This window comes from Fictibacillus aquaticus (assembly GCF_002245695.1).
In the GTDB taxonomy this organism is placed as follows: Bacteria; Bacillota; Bacilli; order Bacillales; family Fictibacillaceae; genus Fictibacillus; species Fictibacillus aquaticus.
Window position 1 is genome coordinate 162,815 of sequence record NZ_NOII01000011.1, and the last position, 19,531, is coordinate 182,345.

Annotated in this window: 21 protein-coding genes; 4 read left to right on the plus strand and 17 right to left on the minus strand. The window is 39.7% G+C overall.

Annotated elements, in window-relative coordinates; all coding sequences use genetic code 11:
• Positions 1 to 4 precede the first annotated feature (4 nt).
• The 7 genes from CGZ90_RS16415 to CGZ90_RS16445 form a co-directional block, all read right to left on the minus strand.
• Positions 5 to 469: a hypothetical protein gene (locus CGZ90_RS16415; RefSeq protein ID WP_094253608.1), complete on the minus strand. Its 465-nt coding sequence runs from the start codon at positions 467 to 469 to the stop codon at positions 5 to 7.
• A complete protein-coding gene (locus CGZ90_RS16420) occupies positions 469 to 1,773 on the minus strand; it encodes a DUF4179 domain-containing protein (RefSeq protein ID WP_094253609.1) in 1,305 nt (434 codons plus the stop codon). Before CGZ90_RS16420 ends, CGZ90_RS16415 begins: the two co-directional genes overlap by 1 nt.
• Positions 1,766 to 2,290, minus strand: a complete 525-nt coding sequence (locus tag CGZ90_RS16425; RefSeq protein WP_240515460.1) for a sigma-70 family RNA polymerase sigma factor — start codon at positions 2,288 to 2,290, stop codon at positions 1,766 to 1,768. The genes CGZ90_RS16420 and CGZ90_RS16425 overlap by 8 nt, the downstream gene beginning before the upstream one ends.
• Before the next feature lie 78 nt (positions 2,291 to 2,368).
• Positions 2,369 to 3,376, minus strand: coding sequence for an ABC transporter permease (locus CGZ90_RS16430; RefSeq protein ID WP_094253611.1), 1,008 nt, complete (start codon positions 3,374 to 3,376; stop codon positions 2,369 to 2,371).
• On the minus strand, positions 3,373 to 4,317 hold the full coding sequence (locus CGZ90_RS16435; protein WP_094253612.1) for an ABC transporter permease subunit: 945 nt from the start codon (positions 4,315 to 4,317) through the stop codon (positions 3,373 to 3,375). The genes CGZ90_RS16430 and CGZ90_RS16435 overlap by 4 nt, the downstream gene beginning before the upstream one ends.
• 114 nt (positions 4,318 to 4,431) lie before the next feature.
• Positions 4,432 to 4,965 (minus strand): HXXEE domain-containing protein, encoded by a 534-nt coding sequence (locus tag CGZ90_RS16440; RefSeq protein WP_094253613.1) that lies wholly within the window; start codon positions 4,963 to 4,965, stop codon positions 4,432 to 4,434.
• A 12-nt stretch (positions 4,966 to 4,977) separates the two neighbouring features.
• A complete protein-coding gene (locus tag CGZ90_RS16445; protein ID WP_094253614.1) occupies positions 4,978 to 5,847 on the minus strand; it encodes a GNAT family N-acetyltransferase in 870 nt (289 codons plus the stop codon).
• Positions 5,848 to 5,979: 132 nt separating this feature from the next.
• Between CGZ90_RS16445 and CGZ90_RS16450 the strand changes: the two genes are divergently transcribed.
• Positions 5,980 to 6,426: an SRPBCC family protein gene (locus tag CGZ90_RS16450; RefSeq protein WP_165766892.1), complete on the plus strand. Its 447-nt coding sequence runs from the start codon at positions 5,980 to 5,982 to the stop codon at positions 6,424 to 6,426.
• A 39-nt stretch (positions 6,427 to 6,465) separates the two neighbouring features.
• Here the strand turns inward: CGZ90_RS16450 and CGZ90_RS16455 are convergent, their stop codons facing one another.
• From CGZ90_RS16455 to CGZ90_RS21235, 5 genes are all read right to left on the minus strand, one after another.
• Positions 6,466 to 6,993 (minus strand): peroxiredoxin family protein, encoded by a 528-nt coding sequence (locus CGZ90_RS16455; RefSeq protein WP_094253616.1) that lies wholly within the window; start codon positions 6,991 to 6,993, stop codon positions 6,466 to 6,468.
• A gap of 6 nt (positions 6,994 to 6,999) precedes the next feature.
• Positions 7,000 to 7,533 (minus strand): MauE/DoxX family redox-associated membrane protein, encoded by a 534-nt coding sequence (locus CGZ90_RS16460; RefSeq protein WP_094253617.1) that lies wholly within the window; start codon positions 7,531 to 7,533, stop codon positions 7,000 to 7,002.
• A gap of 26 nt (positions 7,534 to 7,559) precedes the next feature.
• Complete coding sequence (locus tag CGZ90_RS16465; RefSeq protein ID WP_094253618.1) at positions 7,560 to 9,335, minus strand: ABC transporter ATP-binding protein; 1,776 nt, start codon at positions 9,333 to 9,335, stop codon at positions 7,560 to 7,562.
• 264 nt (positions 9,336 to 9,599) lie between these two features.
• A complete protein-coding gene (locus CGZ90_RS16470; RefSeq protein ID WP_094253619.1) occupies positions 9,600 to 10,124 on the minus strand; it encodes a hypothetical protein in 525 nt (174 codons plus the stop codon).
• The gene (locus CGZ90_RS21235) at positions 10,106 to 10,234 is read right to left on the minus strand and encodes a hypothetical protein (protein ID WP_276206773.1); all 129 of its coding nucleotides are present in this window, start codon (positions 10,232 to 10,234) and stop codon (positions 10,106 to 10,108) included. Before CGZ90_RS21235 ends, CGZ90_RS16470 begins: the two co-directional genes overlap by 19 nt.
• A gap of 164 nt (positions 10,235 to 10,398) precedes the next feature.
• On the opposite strand from CGZ90_RS21235, the gene CGZ90_RS16475 reads away from it, so the two are divergent.
• Positions 10,399 to 11,679, plus strand: a complete 1,281-nt coding sequence (locus CGZ90_RS16475; protein WP_094253620.1) for a helix-turn-helix transcriptional regulator — start codon at positions 10,399 to 10,401, stop codon at positions 11,677 to 11,679.
• Between the two features lie 16 nt (positions 11,680 to 11,695).
• Here CGZ90_RS16475 and CGZ90_RS16480 read toward each other — a convergent pair whose 3' ends face one another.
• Both CGZ90_RS16480 and CGZ90_RS16485 read right to left on the minus strand, forming a co-directional pair.
• A complete protein-coding gene (locus CGZ90_RS16480; RefSeq protein WP_094253621.1) occupies positions 11,696 to 12,313 on the minus strand; it encodes a hypothetical protein in 618 nt (205 codons plus the stop codon).
• A gap of 5 nt (positions 12,314 to 12,318) precedes the next feature.
• On the minus strand, positions 12,319 to 12,930 hold the full coding sequence (locus CGZ90_RS16485) for a DUF2238 domain-containing protein (protein ID WP_094253622.1): 612 nt from the start codon (positions 12,928 to 12,930) through the stop codon (positions 12,319 to 12,321).
• Positions 12,931 to 13,055: 125 nt separating this feature from the next.
• On the opposite strand from CGZ90_RS16485, the gene CGZ90_RS16490 reads away from it, so the two are divergent.
• On the plus strand, positions 13,056 to 13,451 hold the full coding sequence (locus CGZ90_RS16490) for a (deoxy)nucleoside triphosphate pyrophosphohydrolase (protein WP_094253623.1): 396 nt from the start codon (positions 13,056 to 13,058) through the stop codon (positions 13,449 to 13,451).
• 20 nt (positions 13,452 to 13,471) lie between these two features.
• Here the strand turns inward: CGZ90_RS16490 and CGZ90_RS16495 are convergent, their stop codons facing one another.
• The 3 genes from CGZ90_RS16495 to CGZ90_RS16505 form a co-directional block, all read right to left on the minus strand.
• Entirely contained in the window at positions 13,472 to 16,282 is a 2,811-nt protein-coding gene (locus CGZ90_RS16495; protein ID WP_094253624.1) for a DEAD/DEAH box helicase, read from the minus strand.
• Between the two features lie 142 nt (positions 16,283 to 16,424).
• On the minus strand, positions 16,425 to 17,177 hold the full coding sequence (locus CGZ90_RS16500) for a L,D-transpeptidase family protein (protein WP_094253824.1): 753 nt from the start codon (positions 17,175 to 17,177) through the stop codon (positions 16,425 to 16,427).
• 156 nt (positions 17,178 to 17,333) lie between these two features.
• Positions 17,334 to 17,699, minus strand: coding sequence for a hypothetical protein (locus tag CGZ90_RS16505; RefSeq protein WP_094253625.1), 366 nt, complete (start codon positions 17,697 to 17,699; stop codon positions 17,334 to 17,336).
• 158 nt (positions 17,700 to 17,857) lie between these two features.
• Between CGZ90_RS16505 and CGZ90_RS16510 the strand changes: the two genes are divergently transcribed.
• Positions 17,858 to 19,285, plus strand: coding sequence for an excalibur calcium-binding domain-containing protein (locus tag CGZ90_RS16510; RefSeq protein WP_094253626.1), 1,428 nt, complete (start codon positions 17,858 to 17,860; stop codon positions 19,283 to 19,285).
• The last annotated feature ends 246 nt before the right edge of the window (positions 19,286 to 19,531 follow it).

Consider the following 19,531-nt stretch of genomic DNA (forward strand, 5'->3'; position numbering starts at 1 on the left):
CCGTTTACTTTGTAATAGGTTCAATATAATAATAGATTCCTTTCTTTACGGTCGGCATTACAGAACCACCGCCGTCTAACGTAATCGGTCCTTTCAGTTCTTCCGCAATACCGAGATACACCTTATATTTTTTCTTTGAATACGTACTCGTTTCACCCACAACTTGGGATACGTTGTTTACACCCGTTCCAGCCTCTGACCGGTACCATGCATACTTTCCGTCTTTTTCAACAACGTTAGCAATGAACACAATATTATGCTCTTCAAGTTTCATTGAATAAAGGATAAACGTTTCTCCATCTTGCGTGACTTCATCCAGAATACTTTCTGATGATAAATCATCTTCTTTTAACCCTGCATTAATGGCAGCCTGTTTCGTGCTGTGCCACTTCAGCTCGTTATCTTCTTTTTGAGAACATCCTACAGCACTCATGATCAACAGCAATAAAGCTAAATAAATGTTTTTCATTATTTTATCCTCACTTTAGCTTCTCCATTAATCCATGCAGGATAAGCGCTCAACTCAATAGTGATTGGACCCTTCACAGTTTTCATATCAGGCATTTCAATCCCGAATTCCTTTATTCCTTCTTCATCACTTGTTCTGAAAAACCCTCCATGTGTCTCAATCACATTTCCGTAAACATCTTTTATTTCTCCGAAAGGATCCCCATGAAACTTTTTAACATTCATCGTGAAAACAAGATTATTATCTTCTATCTTCAAGCTGCTTAAAACATTGCCCGGAGGCTGTTTTAAAATCTGAAGTTTTTCCGTATCAACCACAAGTGTCATATCCTCTTTCTCAACTGCCTGCAATTTATTGATTACTACATACAGCTCTTCTGGCTTATGGAAGTAATTGCTTTGCAGGTAAATGATCTGTTCATCCGCAGAGATTATGCTGCCTGTTACTCCTCCATTAATACCACCCCACGTCTCGCCTTTCTCGTCTACAATCCGCAAATCTTCTAGTGCTAAAATCTGCTTTGTATTATTCGGATCCATCTTGACATGTACACCGGTACGAAGAGGACTGACTTCTGCACTAACAACAGTGAGCTTCTGCCCTTCAATTTCAATCGTCTTATTAATGGTATATTTTTGGGACACCTTAATGTCTTTCGTAAGGGTGAACGGAATAGAGAACTCTTCCCCCTCCAGGCTTAAATCCAGCTGAAACTTCTTGCCTTGTATTTTATTTTCAAAATAAAACTCCAGCTCTCCTGTGTAACGATCCATTCCTTCTTCATTACTCGGGCTCCCGAATCCAGTCGTTCCTGGATCCAAATGCTTTCCTTCCAAGCTGATTATCTTGGCTGCTTGGATATCAAAGTACTCTTTCTTTTGTTCTGGAGTCAGTGTATAAAACACTACCATTCCGCTTTCGTCCGCTATAACTCCATCAATCGTTACTCTCATGCCGTTTTTTTCAGCAGATGTGCCGATTTTCTGATAATAATCGTTTTCTACTGCGCTCATTTTTCCTTTATCGAACTTAACCATCTCAACGATCTTTTCCATTCCTGGTAGATTCGCTATAGCATTCGCAAATGCTGGTGATACACGAATCGTGGCAAAAAAGCCTAGCAAAATAACTGCAGCTGCAACAAAACTGTACACCCACTTATAGCTTCTTTTTTTCTTACGTTCTTCTTTCTTAGCTTTTTGAAAACCTGCCATGATCGCTGCATCGAGAGAGTCGAGCGAGACCGGAATGTTTTCATAGCTTTTCTTATAATCGTTCAACTGTAGTTCTTGATTCTTAAACATTCAAGCTCCCGCCCTTCTCTTCTAATTTTTCGCGCAGCGATTTCAGCGCTTTGTTCAGCCATGTTTTAATGGTTCCTTCTGGGCACTGCATCGTGTCGGCGATATCCTTTATTTTCAGATCGTGAAAATATTTCAGCGTCAGAATTTCTCGCGAACGATCATCGAGCGCGAGCATCGCATCCTTCAGCTCCATTTCTGAATGGTTTTCTGAAACCCCTTGAGCTGCCAGCAAGCCATCATCAAAAACAAGCCGCTTTTTCTTCTTCAGTACATCATTGCAATAGTTAATCATTATTCGAATGAGCCACGTTTTCACATACGATGGCTCCTTTAGTGACCGGATGCTCTTGTATGCGCGGTAAGTGACTTCCTGCAGCGCCTCAATTGCTTCGGTTTCACTGTGTAAATACGAAAGAGCAGTCTTATATAGATCTATTTTGTATAGCTGCATCAAACCCAGAAAAGCCTCATCGTCACCATTAATGGCTTTTATGGAAAGTTCCACACTTCCGCTCAACGTAATGCCTCCTTCATGCTTTTGCATCGTTTCTAAGTATTAGACTGCGATGAACGGAAAAGGTTTTAACAAATTTTCTCATTCTGCCTTTTTAAGCTGAAATAACTTCTCTTCCACTGTTTCATTGCCTTTATTCATCTCTTTTATCGGCTTACTTTTTAATTTTTTATGGTCAAGCAGCAATCCCCTCTTCATCCCTTCCACCATTAAATTGGCAGCAAATATCACCACAACAAACCCTCCGAGCGGTGCAAGGAGCACCCATTTGGCGTACCAAATATAATCGGCAGAAGACGCGACGAGCTCCGACCATTCGTTGCGCATCAGCATTGGTTTCTTCACCCTGCCTAAATCGTCCATCTTGATCCAGCGCGCTCCGCCAATAAACAGCCCAAGGACGCCAATGTGAGCGAGAAGAAGCAGCGATGATACGATTTGCTGTCCGAACATGATCAGGATCCGCGGCATAAGGAATGGCATAATATGCTTCCGCAGCACATGCAGCTTGTTGCCGCCCATCATTTTGACACTAATAAAGAACTCCATCTTCTTGATCTCGGTTACTTCTCCTATTAGTGCAACACTAATCGTTGGGACCGCAATCATCGTCAGGATTCCGATTGACAATGCATAATATTCAGCGTCTGTATACGTCCAGAAGAAAATCATGATGACAGGAGAAAGCACAATATACGCCAATAATGAAGCCGGAATGAACTTAAACGTTTCCGCACACTCGACTAAAAACATACGAAGCCTGCCAGGCAGGTTCATGAGCAGAATACACCCGATAAATGACACCACCATCCGCAACATCGCTAAACCAAGGGCAATCATGATCGTATACTTCGCGCCCATCATCACTTTATAAAACATATCCTCGCCAAGCTGGTTCGTGCCAAGCCAATGATTTTCGGATGGAGGCATCGGGGCTTTTCCCATCAGCTTGCCTTCCTTGTTATACACAACCAACTCAATCTCTGGCGGATCCGGCTTTAATTCAACATATACTGCACTTACAGCAAACAGAAGAGCTAGTATGGAAACTCCGATAAGAAAAAAGGGCTGTTTAATTAGGTTCATCATGCAACCAGCTCCATTCTCTTCTTTTTTCGCTCCACTAAAATGGTCAACACCGCAAACAATACAAAGAACGGCACAAATATCATAATAAGTCCTGCCACAGTTGCTTGCGGTGCGAACAGGCTGTATGTTTTGACGAGGTATCGGAGGATTCCATTAATGTTTAAAAAATACTCGATAATGAACAGATTGGAGAGCATGAGCCAGAACAGCGATTTGATGTGATGTGTCGTGGAGAAAATGGCGTTTCTGAAAATATGGACGATTACGATGTATGCTGACCTTAATCCTTTTCCCATGGCTGTTTCTACATAAAGCTTAATCAATTCTTCTTCCATCGCCTGCACGAGCAGCCGTGCTAGAAAGACGGATGGCAGAATGGAAAGACACAGCACTGGAAGCAGCACGGCTGGCTGTTGTGCGGTTTGTATGATTTGAAACAATAGGATTCCTGTTTTTTCAAAAAATGCGATCGCTGCTATCTGGAACAGTGCAATCACAAACAAGTCGGGAAGAGACTCTGTAAAGATGAGCGCTCCTTTAATTACTTTTCCAAGCGACTGAGGCAGCAGCATCACTGTTAAACCGATGCTCACGGCAAGCAGCACGGAGACAAACAGTGCAATAAAGAAAATTTTCATCGATAACATGTATGGCCGAATGATCTCAGGAAAGAGCGGATAAAATTTGTCCTTCTGGTAATATTCCATGTTCGGCAAGTCAGCAAAAGACTTCACCATATTGGTCAAAACCTCACTATATTGCTTCCATTCCAAAGACAGCTCCCACACGAGAACCGAAGCGTCTTCACCCTTGTCAATTAAACGCAGTACAGGAAGCACATCGGTCATATCAATGAATAAAAATGGTATTGGAATGATTAAGAACAAGCAAAGAGTCGTTAAAACAAGCTGCAGAGACCTTTTTTTTATGGTTGTTGTCATGTTAGTCTCCTTAACTTACAATTTCTGTAATAATTATAAAATCATATTGTAATTTTTGTAAAATTTGAACGCTTAGGACAAAAAAAGATGCCTTCTGCTGGAGAAGACATCCTGTTAGCTAATTAATTTAGGAGACAGCTTATGACCGAAGTAGACGATAAGAACTGTTAAGATCCCGTATGGCAAGGAAAGGATTAAATCCCCAAAGCCGATTACGTTCTCATGAAGAAGCCGGTAAAACAAATAGAGCGAATATGGAAGTGTGATAAATAATGCGGTACCGGACCCCAATGCGTAAATCTTCAGCAGCAATGACTGGCCTAAGTGTGTAAAAACGTGAAGCAGCAGCAACAGGTTGAATCCAACAAACATCGAATAAAATTCCTTCTCAACCGCAAGATACGTTGCGATGATATAGAATACGAGCTGAATGAGTACAGGTATAGAAAATCGTGCCGCTGTGATGTGAGACATCTCTTGAAAAGTCGTTCTCATGGGCTTGGGTACTTTATGGACGACTTTATTGTAGTTTCTCTTAAACCATGACTCTACAAAAATAATTTCTTCAAAATCATGAAGCATGAAGGTGACCGGAAACAGCCACAGCAATGTTGGTAAGCTTATATTTGCAGCCAGCCATTCTAGCATCAATCGTCCTCCTTATGCCTGAGACGTAATCGGATGCTTAAATTCAGTAGGAAGCTCCATTTCGTTTTCCATCCGGACAAACATTACTTCACTTCCATGGAATTTTTGCTTTTCCATCCCCTCCTGCTGATCGACGGTAAAATGAAAGATGACATCGCGAGTCTGCTTCGTGCAAATGGCATCTAGTATTCTATGTAAATCCATTTTCTTTTGCGAGACGATTTCAAAGATGTGCACTTCATTTTCTGGTGTCGTTTGATAGATAACAATCGCTTCCTCATCCTCAAGATAATAAATATCATCCGGAAATGCTGCCAGACAATAGAACATGAGCAGCTCCTCTGTGTTGACAGTGCCCAGCGTCATGGAAACAGGCACTCTATTTTTGGCAAACTCATAAATGAATGAAAGGTCATCCTCTGGGCTTAATTTTCTTGTTCTGCCAGGTTTGGATGATGCATATTTCGTTGTATACTGCGTTTCTTCCACAACATGAAATCCAAACTTTGGATAAAAGTCCAGCACCGTCCTATTCGCGAACAAATACATAATATCGTAAGCGCCCTCAAAATCCTTTAATACAATCTCCATTAATTTTCTAGAAAGACCTCGGCCGCGGTATTCAGGATGCGTCATCACCGTTCCGATTTGAATGGCGCGCTTGGTTTTTCCACGCACAACAAGGTTGATGAGGTTTACAGATACGTTCGCGATTATTTTTTCTCCGTCACTATAAGAATATGGAATATATTTCTCCGTCCAATAGCCATGTTCATGCCAGCTTGTAAAGTCGATGCCGAACACTTGCTGAGCCAGCTGAATGAAGCTTTCGCGCATTTCACTTTGGTTGCGATAATCTTTTATGAATGTTAATTCCGCCATTGCTAATCCTCCATTTGAATATCTATTTCTATTCTATAGTATCCAAACAAATACTGGGAACAAAATCCAATGATATAGCAAGGATTTGTTTCAATTAAAAGCGAAGTAATGATTATTAAAGGAGGCTGTGACATGCCTGTCATTCACCAGAAAACATATATTAAAGCTGATAAAGAATTCGTTTATCGCACTCTCACAACAGCTGAAGGATGGAACGCCTGGTTTACAGATGACACGTCGGTTGAATTGAACGGCGATGGGACCGGGGAAATTCGACTGCGCTGGACGAACTTTGGCAGCGAAAAGAAAACGATAGAAGACGGAGGCATGATTCTTGAAGCTGTTCCGGGTAAATCCTTCGTATTTCAGTGGGCACCTGGAGAAAGTGTGACGACTATAAGCATTCAGCTTGAATCCTATAAAGAAGGGACTCGAGTTATGCTTACCGAAACGGGCTATTCGAATTCAGAGAGAGATTTAGCCGCCTGCATTGATTGTGCAGCCGGCTGGGGAGAGGCTCTGACACTTTTAAAGATTTATTTGGAGCATGGGATTGTTTATAAGGATGATCTTGGGTAAAAGGAAAGCCCCTCGGAATGGAGGGGCTTGTCGTATTTATCAGCCTGCAACTGCGTGCAGCGAATTCAGCTTGCTTTTCATTTCGTTCACTTGTGTATTGTTGCCGATAAATCGAATTTCACCTGTCTCATCGACCAGCACCATTGTAGGCACCTTTTTAATATAATAGTTTTCGACAATGTCAGCTGAATGAAGGAAGGTGAATTGACTGTATTTTTCTTTTACTGCAGTAGAGTAAAACTCCCCACTGACCACAATTGTTTTGACGGATAATGGTGCCACTTGTTCAAGCAGACTTTGACAGACTGAACAAGATTCGTTGCTGAATACTAACAGCACCTCTTTGCCAAGATAATCATGAAGCTTTACTAGATTTCCATGCTGATCTTTCCCTCGGAATAACGGAGCACTCGTATTTACAGAAAGCCCTTCCTCTTCCACTTTTACTCCTGCAGCTCTAAATCGGTTAAGAAATTGTACAAGCAGTCTTGTAAACGTAAAAAGCAGCACAAATTGGACTAATAGAAACGCCCAAAGCAATACATGTGACAATGTACTTAAACTCATAACAAACTACCTCTCTCCTGCCAGTTCTTTTGATTTTAGGCTGATGTTTACTAAATTCTTGCTCGTTAAAAATACAATGATGAGGATAACGCTCATGATTAGCAGAGTTCCATACTCATACGATATAACGGAAATCTCTTTTTCAATGTATAAGCTTACAGATAAACCGGCTGTAATAACCACGTTTCTGAGGATAAGCCACCATGATATCTTATGGTTACCTAGAACACCACCGCACCCGCAAGAGATTTCATTGCGACCCCTCAATAGGTTAATAAGAATGGCTGCAGTAAAGATTCCCATGAGCAATATGGAGGCCGATAATATGGCAGATGGATAAATATTTAAAATCAACGAAAATCCTATTACTAATTCAAACACAAATAATCCTCCAGCAGATGCTGGCACAAGCTTTGCAGGTAATATTTGATAATCCTGCATAAGCCGTTTATGTTCCTGCCATTTAGAGACTTTGCTTAAACTGCTGACAACAAAAACGATTCCTACTGTGATCTGAAACAACCATAATAAGTAGTCCATATTTCTCCTCAAAATGTCTTTTATGATTAGGCGTACCACTTTGCCTGAAGATTAAATAACTGGCTATATTCCGATGGTTTGCTGATTAATTCCTCGTGTGTGCCAGATTCTATGATTTCTCCATCTTTCATCACAAGGATGCGATCTGCAAATCTCGCTGCTGCCATGCGATGTGACACAAATATCGCTGTCTTATTTTTTGCCATGCTGTCCAGCTTCGCAAAGATATCCATCTCTGTAAGTGGATCAAGTGCAGATGTTGGCTCGTCCATAATCAAGATATCCGAATCCTTAAGAATAGCTCTCGCGATGGCAAGCCTTTGCCACTGTCCGCCAGACAGTTCCTCACTGCCTTCGTATAAAAACTTTCCTAACTTTGTGTCTAACCCATCCGGAAAACTCTCAATCTTTTTGGACAGCCCGCTCTGTTTACACATTTCTAGCAGCAGTTCATCATTATTCAAATGTTTTAAATCCCCGAATGCAACGTTTTCTCTTAATGAAAAAGGATAGGTAATGAAATCCTGAAAGATCGCTGAAAATCTATCACTGATTTCTTGCGGTTCCATCGCTTGTATATTTTTTTGATGAACGTAAATGTCACCATTCGTAATCGGATACAGACCCAAAATACATTTTACCAGCGTTGTCTTTCCTGAGCCGTTCTCCCCTACAATGGCAATCTTTTCACCTTTTTTAATCGTTAGATCTATATTCTTCAACACGTTATTTCCCTGATCTGAGTAGGAAAAATTCACATTACTGATCGTAATAGCTGAATTTGTATCAATCCATGTCGAAGCAGGCTTAATAAACGTTTCATCTTCATGTTCCATAAAAGAAAAATAATCATTTAAGTATAGCTGTTCTTCGTAAATTCGGGCGAGACTGACAGCCGCGGAGTTTATGACACCCTGAGCTCCTTGAATTGCTTGACCGATAGAAACAAATTGCCCTACTCCAAGCTTGCTTGAGCGAAGCAAATTAATAATGATCCAGCTTGCTCCCACATACATTAAAGCCGTTAGACTATCTAAAATAATAAGAGTCCGCTTTTCTCGTTTCATCAGCTGAATCGCCTTGTTATTGGTATAAAGCGTAAGTCGTTCCCACATGGATAACAAATAGTTACTTAGATTAAAAAGACGTATCTCTTTGTTTCCTTCTTTGTTTTGAAATAATGCAGAAATGAAATTTGCTTCTCTGGCTTCTTTTGTTGTGTACTTCATTAAGAAAAACTTTTCACTTCCATATCTAGCTTGTACAAACAATGTTGGCACAGCAACTATGACACTTATTACTACTAAGCTCCAATGAACCATTGCTAGGAAAACAATGTACGACCCAAAACTTATGACCGCCTGACATATATCTAATAAATGCTTGAGCGGACTCAGTATACGGGTTCCTTGGTTATTGCCAATTCGTTCAATGGTATTATAAAACTCAGCATTTTCGAAATTATGATATGGTACTTTTACAGCTTTTTCAGAGAGTGCTCTACCTATAATAAAATCAAGCTTATATTCCATTTCCATATCCATTACTTCATTTACATGCTGAATAATGGTTCTGGAAATTGTCACAAGGAATTGAAAAAACAATAATAGAAAAATAACTTTTAGTCCTTGTGAATCATTAGAAAGATAGCCAGTAACTTCATTTACTAATTTCTCTAATAGCTTTAAGGATACAAAGGGTAAAATCCCCATTAGTATTCTAGTAAATAGTGAAAATAGAGCCCATTTTTTCCCATGAATATGTATCAGCTTAAATGCATTTTTTAATCCATCCCATTTCATTAGTTACAATCCCTTTTGAAAAGAAAATGAGGACCAGAAAGTTCCTGGTCCTGGTAAATAATTATTGACCATAGCAAGTGCAATAGTAATAAGTAGCGCACTTAATACCGCTAATGCTGTCATAAGTACTGGACTCTCTAATACGAGTGTAACTGCCAGAGCTGCATACCTGCTGTGTGCAAACACTTCTTGTAACTTTAGCATTACATCCGATTGGTCCGTATGTAATTCCCAAAATTTTCTTCAACATAATTTCACCCCCTTTCAATTATTATTCATAGCTCTTAATAACGGTTTACTCCAAGTATTTTCAAGAAGTATTTCCCCTGTATGATCTACAATCAAAAAAGTCGGAAATTGTCTAGCTCCCATCATCGACATTACGTCATCGCTAACCATATGTAATGCTGCAACGTCCTCTTTAAAATCCAATTTATTCTCTGCAATATTTAAATCATTGCATTCCATAATGTTGAAGATTTTTAACTTTGATTGGTTGTAAGCTATTAGCTCTTCCATCCCCGAGTGACAATACGAACAAGTACACGATGTAAGTGCTACAGCATAATGCTCGTCCCCATCGGATAAATCCAGCGGAACATAATCTAATAGGTTTTTTCCCACTAATGTATCTTCTTGAATTACATTCTGAATCGCTGCAGGTTCAGGCATATAACCCACTTCTACTTTCAACAGTTTCAGCTGCTGTACTGTTTTTACAGCTAATGAGAAAGCGATTACAGAAAAGACCAGAATGAACAGATCGTTATTTATAAAGTTTGTGACCACGGTTTAATTTCTTCTCCGTCAGTACCTACGTCCGCTTGATGTGAAACTGCCCCTGAAAAAACGGATAGAGTTAGAGCTAATGCAAAAAGACCTGTCATTAATTTTTTCAATTTAATTCCCCTCACATTTAAATTGTTATTATTAGTAACAACAATAGTTATTACTGTTTACAATTTCATATTATAGTATTATTTTCCAATCGTCAAATACTTTTTGGAATTTTTCAAAAACTCCACTATACTATGGTAGACACTGTTAAACCGGAGGATACAGCATGGACATCAGCACACAAATCGGAATAAAAATTAAAGAAATGAGAACCGTACAAAACATCACTCAAGAAGAACTTGCTAAAGGAATTGTGAACCGCAGTTTCATCAGCCAGCTGGAAAAAGGAACGGTAAGCCCGTCCATAGATACACTCGACAAGCTTGCTCAGCGGCTGAATTGCTCTATCTCATACCTGATTGGCCAAAGTGAGAGAAACGAAGCTATCGATCAATTAAATATCATCAGTTTAATGGATAACATTGAATCGCATTTAAATGAAAATTCTCTGGATCGAGCGAAGCAATTGCTCGAGAGCATTACTGGAGAGTGGATGAGCAAGCTAAGTAATTTTGAGCGTGGTAAATACTTTTGGATTAAAGCGAGGATTAATTGGTTTGACAAAAACTATGAGGACGCCGAGCTTTATGTTTTAAAAGCGATTAAAATTTATGAGGATAACTATCAAAATCAGTTGGGAAAGCTATATAACTTTTTAGGAACAACCCTTTTTAAGCTGGATAAGATAGAAGATTCCTTTAAGTCTTTTTCAAAGGCAATGTATTTCACTCATCAATATCCGTCTGATTACTACTTAACAGTAGAAACGTACTTCAACATGGGAGTTTATCACACATATTTAAGAGAGTACCAAACAGCCATTTATTATCTATTGAATGCTCAGGAGTGCGGTGAAAATAATTCAACACTGCATAAACTTGGTGAGATTAAAATGACACTGGGCATCTGCTACCGTCATATTGGCAGACTGCAGGAATCAATAGCTGCTTACCTGGATGCATCACGCCTTTTCACAACAAGAGATGAAAACAACCATTTGGCCGGTGTGTATTTTAATTTAGGTGTGCTTTATCGGGAAATCAATGACATGAATGAATCAACAAATTGTTTTACTAAAGCAAAAACCACATACGAACAGAAAAAGAATGAAAGCTACATACATAAATGTGAGATTCAATTAATTAAAAATATGATAAAATCCAACAGTACCCAGTTGGCCAGAGAAAGCTTTAAAGAGTTAAGAAAAAAAGGAAAGAAGATTGGATATGAAGATGCACTATTAGGCGGAATCATAAACCTGACTGAATATAAGACAACGAAAAACGAAACTGTTCTTTCAGAAGGGATCAACTATTTTTCATTGGCAGGAGAAATCGTGAAGTCCTCACCAGAACATAAACTGGATTACTTAAAGGATATTAATACGTATATCTTGCAAGAAAATTTTTTTGAAGAAGCAAAAGCGCTGTTTCTAAAGTACTTATAAAAAGCGAAAGCCCCTCTTAAGCTGAGGGGCTTTCACTCTTTATAGCTATCATGACTCCATTAGGATCGTGAATACTTGTTACCTTCATTCCAGTCATTACAGCCTCATTAACTGTGACCGTATCTCCTACAACTGCTGTCAACGGAACATCCCTGCCGAATAGATCATTTAAATCTCGCTTCATCTCCGGTTTCTTTACCGTAAGCAGCAGTTCCTTAAGCTCTGCCTCTTCTACAGTCCCATCGATTGCATCACCATGTGTCTGCAGTTCCACCCTAAAGCCATATGGAGTGGCAATGAACGTCCGCCGCTCACCACCGTCAATCTTCCAGTTTAAGTCTTCGGCATTCTTGCAGATTTGCTGGTATTCCGCCGGCGAGACAAGAAACCCAATATGATCGAATATAACTTTCTTGCCGTAGCCGAACGTGATATTCACAGCGCCTTTACGCGCTTCGATAATCCGGAACTTAATTTCTTTATCCCGAAAATCATCCCACGCAAGCGGGGGGTTAAACGTTTGGAACTCACCGTTATACTTTCCATTTCGGAGAGAAATTCGGAAGCCTTGATTAACATAAAATTTTTCTGTTTCCTCTACGTGAGGGGTCCAGAAGTGGTAGTGGAAGAGCATGTAGGTCACCTCGTTTTTATTTTTTCTAATTGATTATCATGCAGCCGCTGAAGTAATAGATATGAAACGCTAGCACCTATTAAGGCAAGCAGCATATCCCATTGTGTGTCCCATACATCCCGTTGCGTTCCGAGGAACGCCTCTGCAGCTTCTCCAGTCATAATCGCAACAGCAAATTCAACCAGTTCATAAACTGCACTAATCGCCAAGCATGTACTAATCACGAGAAATGGCATCCACCTCGAATGTTTGAGTGGCGAGCTTCGCCATAAAATCTCACGAATGATAATCGCTGGTATAAATCCTTGGGCAAAGTGACCTAATCGGTCATAATAGTTGCGATCAAGCTCGAACGTTTCTTTTAGCCAATTAAACAGAGGCATCTCCGCGTACGTATAATGTCCACCAATAAATAAAATAACGCAGTGAATGAGTATTAGGGTGTAAGATAGCATGGTTAATTTGTAGTTGCGAAATGTGGCTATTATGATAAACAATCCAATTATCCCTGGTATCACTTCCAGCCACCATGTAAATCGATCAGCTGGATTCATTGAAGACCAGAATAGAGCTGTACTATACAGAAGTAACAGGAAAAGTTCTTTCTTGTATTTCATTATGAGACTCCCTCTTTAACCAGATATTTTTTTAATTCGCCTTATCCGGTCACTTGTCCTTGTATCCATTCGACAAAAACCTTTAAACTATATAATAAGAAATTTAGGCAAGTTGGAGGAAACCATTGAAAAAACTAGTTAAAGTCGTTGCAGCAATAATAGAAAATGAAAACAAAGAAATTCTTTGTGCACTACGATCTCCAGAGATGTCCATCCCAAACATGTGGGAGTTTCCTGGTGGAAAGGTTGAGGCAGGAGAGGATTTATCTTCTGCGCTGATTAGAGAAATAGAAGAAGAGTTAGGTTGCACCATTGAAACAGAGGGGCTATTTAACGATCATACACACGAATATGAGGCTTTTACGATTAACTTAATCGCGTTAAAGGCGAGAATTACAATCGGCACACCAAAGCCTAATGAGCATTCGACGTTAATCTGGCTTAAAAGAGAAAATCTGTCCTCGTTATTGTGGGCTCCTGCTGACATTCCTGCAGTAGAACAGTTAATAAACGAAAAATAGCCTTCTCAAAAATGAGAAGGCTACACTTTTATCGTGAATTCATTAAATAGGCTTGCTGGCACTTCATTTTCTAGTTTGATTGTAACCGTAATCGGCTTTTCACCTTCGTAAGCAATGGTATCCCCTTTGCCGATATAAATATACGGCTCCGTTTTCCCATCCAGTTCTTTATATTTCCTTACAAACAGATGAAGATTTACCCCACGTTCTTTGTTCTTGATAATATTTTGTCCTCTTTCTGAGGCTTGAGATGTGTTATTCACGGACTGCCATTGAAAATGCTGTTCGTCCAAAAACATATCTTTATAATTAATACTTTCTTTAATACTTTCTTCTTTGTGCAGATCAATATAGAGAAAGAATTCTTTCTCATTAGCTATTAGTCCTGACCCACGAAATGAACTATGGATTTTACGATAGTTAGAGAGTAACGCAGCATCGACCATCTGGTACTGTTCGTACAGCTTAAAGTGTGGAACACCATAATACTCTTCTCTATATTCCTTTTCATAACGAAAAATCCCAAAGGTAAGAATGTCCTCAATGAATGCTCTCTGATTTTCGTTATCTATAACCCTTTTAAATACTGACGTTTTAGACAAAACCCAGCCATCTAATTCACATAATTTCAACTTGGTGCTCTTTTGTCCAACATCATAATAATTTTGATTTAACGTTTCAAATGCGTGAATGATACTATCCAAATCCACATGTTTAATTATTTTCAGTATTTCGTGTTGAGCAGTCTCGACATCGATGTAATCATGATCAAGCAAGTACCTTAGGATTACAAACTCATAGACTCTTTTAAGCGGAAGCTTGCTTGAAAGTTCTTTCACTACATTTTCAAACTCAATATCTAATAATAGATTTTTTAAACCTTCATCCTTCTCCACTTTCGCTACAAACTGGATATACGATTTTTCCTTATCAATAAACTTAACCGGATCGGGTGCACCATCATATTTCAAATAGTCCACCAGGTAGTAAGGGATTAGACCTTGGTTTAGCTTCTTAAACTCAAAATACTCTTCCTTTAAATACTTTAATGATCTGAAATTCTCTCGATCAATTTGCTCTAATATACGTTCTTGCGATATCTTGTCCATCTGTATATGCGTGCAGCCTGGAATATTTGCAAATCCAGTAGCAATGGCAACCTTCAAACTCTCTTTATCATAATAACGACTTCCATTAAGCGCGAGTGCAATAAGGAACGTTTTGTTATGATTACCGATAAAATCTAAGACAGTAAGAAAGCTTTTATTCGCATGCTTTCTAAGTCCACGCCCCAGCTGTTGAATAAAAACAATCGGGGAATTCGTTGGCCGCAGCATCAGCACGGAATTAACAGAAGGAATATCCACCCCTTCGTTAAAGATATCAACTGTAAAAATAAATTCTAAATCGTCATCATCGTTTTCCAATCTATTTATGTATCGTTCTCGTTGCTCTGGTGAATGCTCTCCAAACAAACAGACGCTGTTATATCCTCGTTTGTTGAACTCACTCGCCATGTATTGTGCATGATCAATACTTGCACAAAAACCTAGGCACTTACGCTTTTCGCCGTCGTGTCCATAAAAATTCATTTTCTCAATAATAAAATCCACACGTTCGTTGACCTTCAATCTCTTCGTTACTTCCGCAATATCGTCTATTGAAACATCGCTCAAATCAACTGTTTCAATGTCGGTGATTCCAAAGTAATGAAACGGAATGACAAGCTCGTCCTCCAACGCCTCATGAAGTCGGACTTCTAAGGCTACGTTGTTATCAAAAAGATCAAATACATTCCCACTGTCACTACGTTCTGGAGTTGCTGTCATTCCAAGGGTAAACTCAGGCTCAAAGTAATTCAATACCCCTTGATAGGATGGACTTGTAGCATGGTGCGCCTCATCGATAATGAGATATTGAAACTCATCTCTAGCAAACTCTTCATAACACTTAGACAAAGTCTGAATTGTCGCGAATAAATAATCCACGTTTTTTTGCTTATGATTCCCGGTTAATAGACCAAACGTGAAACCATCATTCGGTAATAGCTTCTCGAAGGTTTCCTTTGCTTTCCTCAGGATTTCCTCTCGATGCACGACAAACAAAACCTTTTTCGGCGAATATCTCTTAACGTCAAAAGCAGACATATATGTTTTACCAGTACCTGTCGCTGCAATGACTAGAGCTTTTTTCTCGCCAAAGGCTCTGAGTCGCTCTAAGTTTTCAATCGCTCTTTTTTGCATCCTGTTCGGAATGATGTATTCTTTCTTTTCATAGATCGATTGCTGTACAGGCTGCGTTCTCTTAAGTGTTTTTAAAAACTCTTCATAGTCTTGAATCAATTCCGCGTTGGCCTCAGAGCTATATTCCCATAGAGCGTTGTATTCTTTAAGAACCTTTTGAATAAAAGATGCGTCCTCTTTCGCAATTACCTCAACGTTCCACTCCACGTTACTTTTCAACGCACTCTGCGTAATGTTAGACGAACCGATGATAACTTTATAACTGTCACGGTACTCAAATATATAAGCCTTTGTATGAAAGCCAATTTCCTTATCCGTCACAAAGACTTTAAGCTCAACATTATCAAACTCTTTTAATTTCTCCAGCGCCTTAGGATCCGTAAAATTTAGATAGGTAGACGTGATGATCTTCCCTTTAATCCCTCTATCCTGCGCTTCCTTTAACGGATCGAGCAAAAGCTGTAGTCCGCTGTAATTGACGAACGCCACACTGAAATAAAAGCTGATACATTCGTTCATTGAACGTATTAGCTCTGTGAGTAGGTTTTCTTTATCTGAGTTGATAATTAGTTTCTTTTCAGTATCCATAAAAACTCCTATTCTAGTTCTAGGCTAGCTTATTATTGGAAAAGTTTTCATATATGTAAGGTTACTATAAGAATTAACGAATTAAAAGATCATAAAAATAGCAACGGGAATAACCCGTTGCTATCTCATACCTATAAACTTATTAAAACTTCCTCAAAGCCTTCCAAGTAGCCGCCCCTACAACCCCATCCACCTTCAGCTTCTTAGCACTCTGAAATCTCTTCACTGCTGCCTCTGTATTGGCGCCAAATATACCATCGACTCCTTTTGTGCTGTAGCCGAGATCGGTTAAGCGGCGCTGCAGGCGTTTGACGTCTTCTCCTTTGCTGCCTTTTTTCAGGACGGGCTGAGATGCAGTAACCGGCACAGTTGGTGAGCCGTTTGTGACTTTAAATCCATAGGCGGTGGCGAGTGCTGGAAAGGTTTTTGCTGAAGTAGTGATGATGACGGGCGTGTTGACAGGGACTCGATTGTACAGCCAGAGGATCTCGTTGTTGTACATGCGAATGCAGCCGGCACTGACATATTTTCCGATGGAGCTGGAGTTGTTGTTGCCATGAATGGCGTACGTTGTTCCCCATGTTTCGCGGGCGTTGAGGCCAAGCCAACGGTTGCCGAGCGGGTTGCGCGGATCGCCGCCTGGGATGTTGCCTGAGTAATACGGACGATTAGTGATTTTATTAACGATCTTGAACCATCCTTCCGGTGTGTAGGATGGCTGGCGGCCCGTCGCCACACGGAAAACCTTATATAGCTTGTTGTTTAGAAAATACGCAAGCTGGTTGTTCGACTTGTTGATGATGATGTACGTTGATGGCGCCGCAGCAGCAGACGCTGGCTTCACTAACACAAACATGAAGCACAAAAACAGCAAAAAGATAACAAGCTTCCTCATTTTCATCGCGTCCCGTCCGTTTCTATAGTGATATAGGTATAATCCTCCTATCCTATGCGGGACGCTCCTATGCTAATGACTTTTTCACAAGAATTTTTAATATAAATAACATGAATATTTGGTGTTATAACTGCATATCTTGTATGTTCGGCTCTATTATTCGGACTCCATCCATTCTTCTATGTACTCTTTCAGTTCAAGATGTACATCCTCTATTGATTCATCTATCAGCTCACCCTTTACGCTGACAAAAGATCGCGTGCATTCCCAAATTGGAATAGTATGCAAATCCAGCAATTCACCTGTACCATCCAGCACGCCGATTGACAGTTCAGACCGGTAACCCGGTTTGAAAGGTTCCTCGCCTTCACGCACAAACTCGGCTTCGAGTTCAAGCTTTTCTCCCTCTAATACAGGTCTGTATTTTGCTAGGAATGCAGGGACGTAATCTTTTAAACTTTGTTCGAATTGCTCAATTTTGTTTAACAGCTCTTGTGAAAAATCCTTTTGTTTATATTTCACCTTGTAAACATCCTCCCATTTATTATTTCTGAATTGTTTTATTTTCACTTTTATGCAAATTAATAATTGAAAGTTTTTGTAAATGTTATATAATTAATGAGGTTTTCCAAAATATACATTTTTCAAATATAACTTTCAGGTTAATGGAGGATACATTAATGCAAAACTGGATTGGCAATAAGCCTACTTTATCTCAACAAGCTGCTTCAAGAAAATATGACAAGGTGCTTCAGCACGCATTATATAGCTTAATACCAGACGGAGAATCTGTAATAAAAATAATCGAGGCAGAGTGCGATAAGAAAAGCGGACGTGAGATAAAAGGTGTTCTTGCTTTAACTAATGCCCAGCTTCATTTCTTTTCTAAGCAAGAAAACTTCTCAATTCCTTATGAGAAGATTAATGATATTGATATAAGACCTGACGGAAAAGATAAGACTGAATGGCAACTTACTTTAAGGGTTTCCCGTTCTACAAGAAACTTTGATGATATTAAGAAAGATGATGATTCTCAGGAATTCTTTGATATTTTAGAAAAGAAAATCATAAGTCCGAACCAGCAAATTCTTACTACTGTAACTCATAACTTTGACTACTTTCTTCACGCAGAAAAACTAGAAGAGCTTAAAAAGAATAATGTACAAATCACATCATTTCTGATGAAACGAGACGATCTGGGCTTTTCAAAGAATGGAGAAAGACTATTAAAGGAAAAGCATCCTGATTACAAATTAATTATCGAAGCAACTTATAAAGACAAAAAAGAAAAGAAAGGTAATTTTATTGTAGTCGATAAATTCGTTTGGCTTTATGAATATAACGACAAAGAACGTAGAGCGAAAAAGATCGTAGCATGGCCATTTGCATTCTTTTCAGAAGCAGTGGCAGACCATTACGCAATAAAAACAGAAATCCTTACAAATGAAGGCGCGCTCGTGTTGAAAAGCTCAGGCAAAAAGTTTGTAGAAGAACTTTCTGCTCAAGGTATCGTATTTTCTGTCAAGATGCGAAAATGGTATAACAAAATTCTTGGCTATAGAAGCCGCAAATGGTGGAAAATGACGATTTCATCACTTACGTATGCTTCTATATTCTTCATAGCACTAATCATTCTCCTCTCTCCTGATGAAGATTCTGCTAAAAGTGAGAAAAAGGAGATACAAACTGTCGCTACAACAACTGCAACTAACGATGATGCTGACAAAAAGGAAAACGAGGCTGCTGCTCGTGCTGCTGAGGAAAAACGCAAGCAAGAAGCGGCTGCCCGCGCTGCTGAGGAAAAACGCAAGGAAGAAGCGGCTGCTCGCGCTGCTGAGGAAAAACGCAAGCAAGAAGCAGCTGCCCGCGCAGCTGAGGAACAGCGTAAGCAAGAAGCTGCTGCCCGTGCTGCAGAGGAACAGCGTAAACAAGAAGCTGCTGCCCGTGCCGCTGAGGACAAACGCAAGCAGGAAGCTGCTGCAGCAAATGTGTATTTTAAAAACTGTGATGCAGCACGTGCTGCTGGCGCTGCTCCGGTACACCAAGGCGAACCTGGTTATGGTAAACACTTAGATCGTGATGGTGACGGCACAGGCTGTGATTCTTAATAATAAAAATTGCCAGAAGAAAAATTCTTCCGGCAATTTTTTTGACATTTTCCTTCCATCTCGACTATACTGTTGTTAATTCATGGTAACGAAAGGGTGAAAGTTGGGCCGATGTGGAGCTAATCTTATTTTCTAACGCTGATTTAAATAAAAATCAACGCCTGGAGAATAGGATTCGTCTGCCCATTTTTGCCGATATCGTTTGTGAAAGTACATATCATTAGGTATGTCTACTTTGCATACGTC

Bases quoted from the DNA above. Each gene is read 5' to 3' on its own strand.
- CGZ90_RS16415 (WP_094253608.1), bottom strand. From the start codon at position 469: ATGAAAAACATTTATTTAGCTTTATTGCTGTTGATCATGAGTGCTGTA.
- CGZ90_RS16420 (WP_094253609.1), bottom strand. From the start codon at position 1,773: ATGTTTAAGAATCAAGAACTACAGTTGAACGATTATAAGAAAAGCTAT.
- CGZ90_RS16430 (WP_094253611.1), bottom strand. From the start codon at position 3,376: ATGATGAACCTAATTAAACAGCCCTTTTTTCTTATCGGAGTTTCCATA.
- CGZ90_RS16435 (WP_094253612.1), bottom strand. From the start codon at position 4,317: ATGACAACAACCATAAAAAAAAGGTCTCTGCAGCTTGTTTTAACGACT.
- CGZ90_RS16440 (WP_094253613.1), bottom strand. From the start codon at position 4,965: ATGCTAGAATGGCTGGCTGCAAATATAAGCTTACCAACATTGCTGTGG.
- CGZ90_RS16445 (WP_094253614.1), bottom strand. From the start codon at position 5,847: ATGGCGGAATTAACATTCATAAAAGATTATCGCAACCAAAGTGAAATG.
- CGZ90_RS16450 (WP_165766892.1), top strand. From the start codon at position 5,980: ATGCCTGTCATTCACCAGAAAACATATATTAAAGCTGATAAAGAATTC.
- CGZ90_RS16455 (WP_094253616.1), bottom strand. From the start codon at position 6,993: ATGAGTTTAAGTACATTGTCACATGTATTGCTTTGGGCGTTTCTATTA.
- CGZ90_RS16460 (WP_094253617.1), bottom strand. From the start codon at position 7,533: ATGGACTACTTATTATGGTTGTTTCAGATCACAGTAGGAATCGTTTTT.
- CGZ90_RS16465 (WP_094253618.1), bottom strand. From the start codon at position 9,335: ATGAAATGGGATGGATTAAAAAATGCATTTAAGCTGATACATATTCAT.
- CGZ90_RS16475 (WP_094253620.1), top strand. From the start codon at position 10,399: ATGGACATCAGCACACAAATCGGAATAAAAATTAAAGAAATGAGAACC.
- CGZ90_RS16480 (WP_094253621.1), bottom strand. From the start codon at position 12,313: ATGCTCTTCCACTACCACTTCTGGACCCCTCACGTAGAGGAAACAGAA.
- CGZ90_RS16485 (WP_094253622.1), bottom strand. From the start codon at position 12,930: ATGAAATACAAGAAAGAACTTTTCCTGTTACTTCTGTATAGTACAGCT.
- CGZ90_RS16495 (WP_094253624.1), bottom strand. From the start codon at position 16,282: ATGGATACTGAAAAGAAACTAATTATCAACTCAGATAAAGAAAACCTA.
- CGZ90_RS16500 (WP_094253824.1), bottom strand. From the start codon at position 17,177: ATGAGGAAGCTTGTTATCTTTTTGCTGTTTTTGTGCTTCATGTTTGTG.
- CGZ90_RS16510 (WP_094253626.1), top strand. From the start codon at position 17,858: ATGCAAAACTGGATTGGCAATAAGCCTACTTTATCTCAACAAGCTGCT.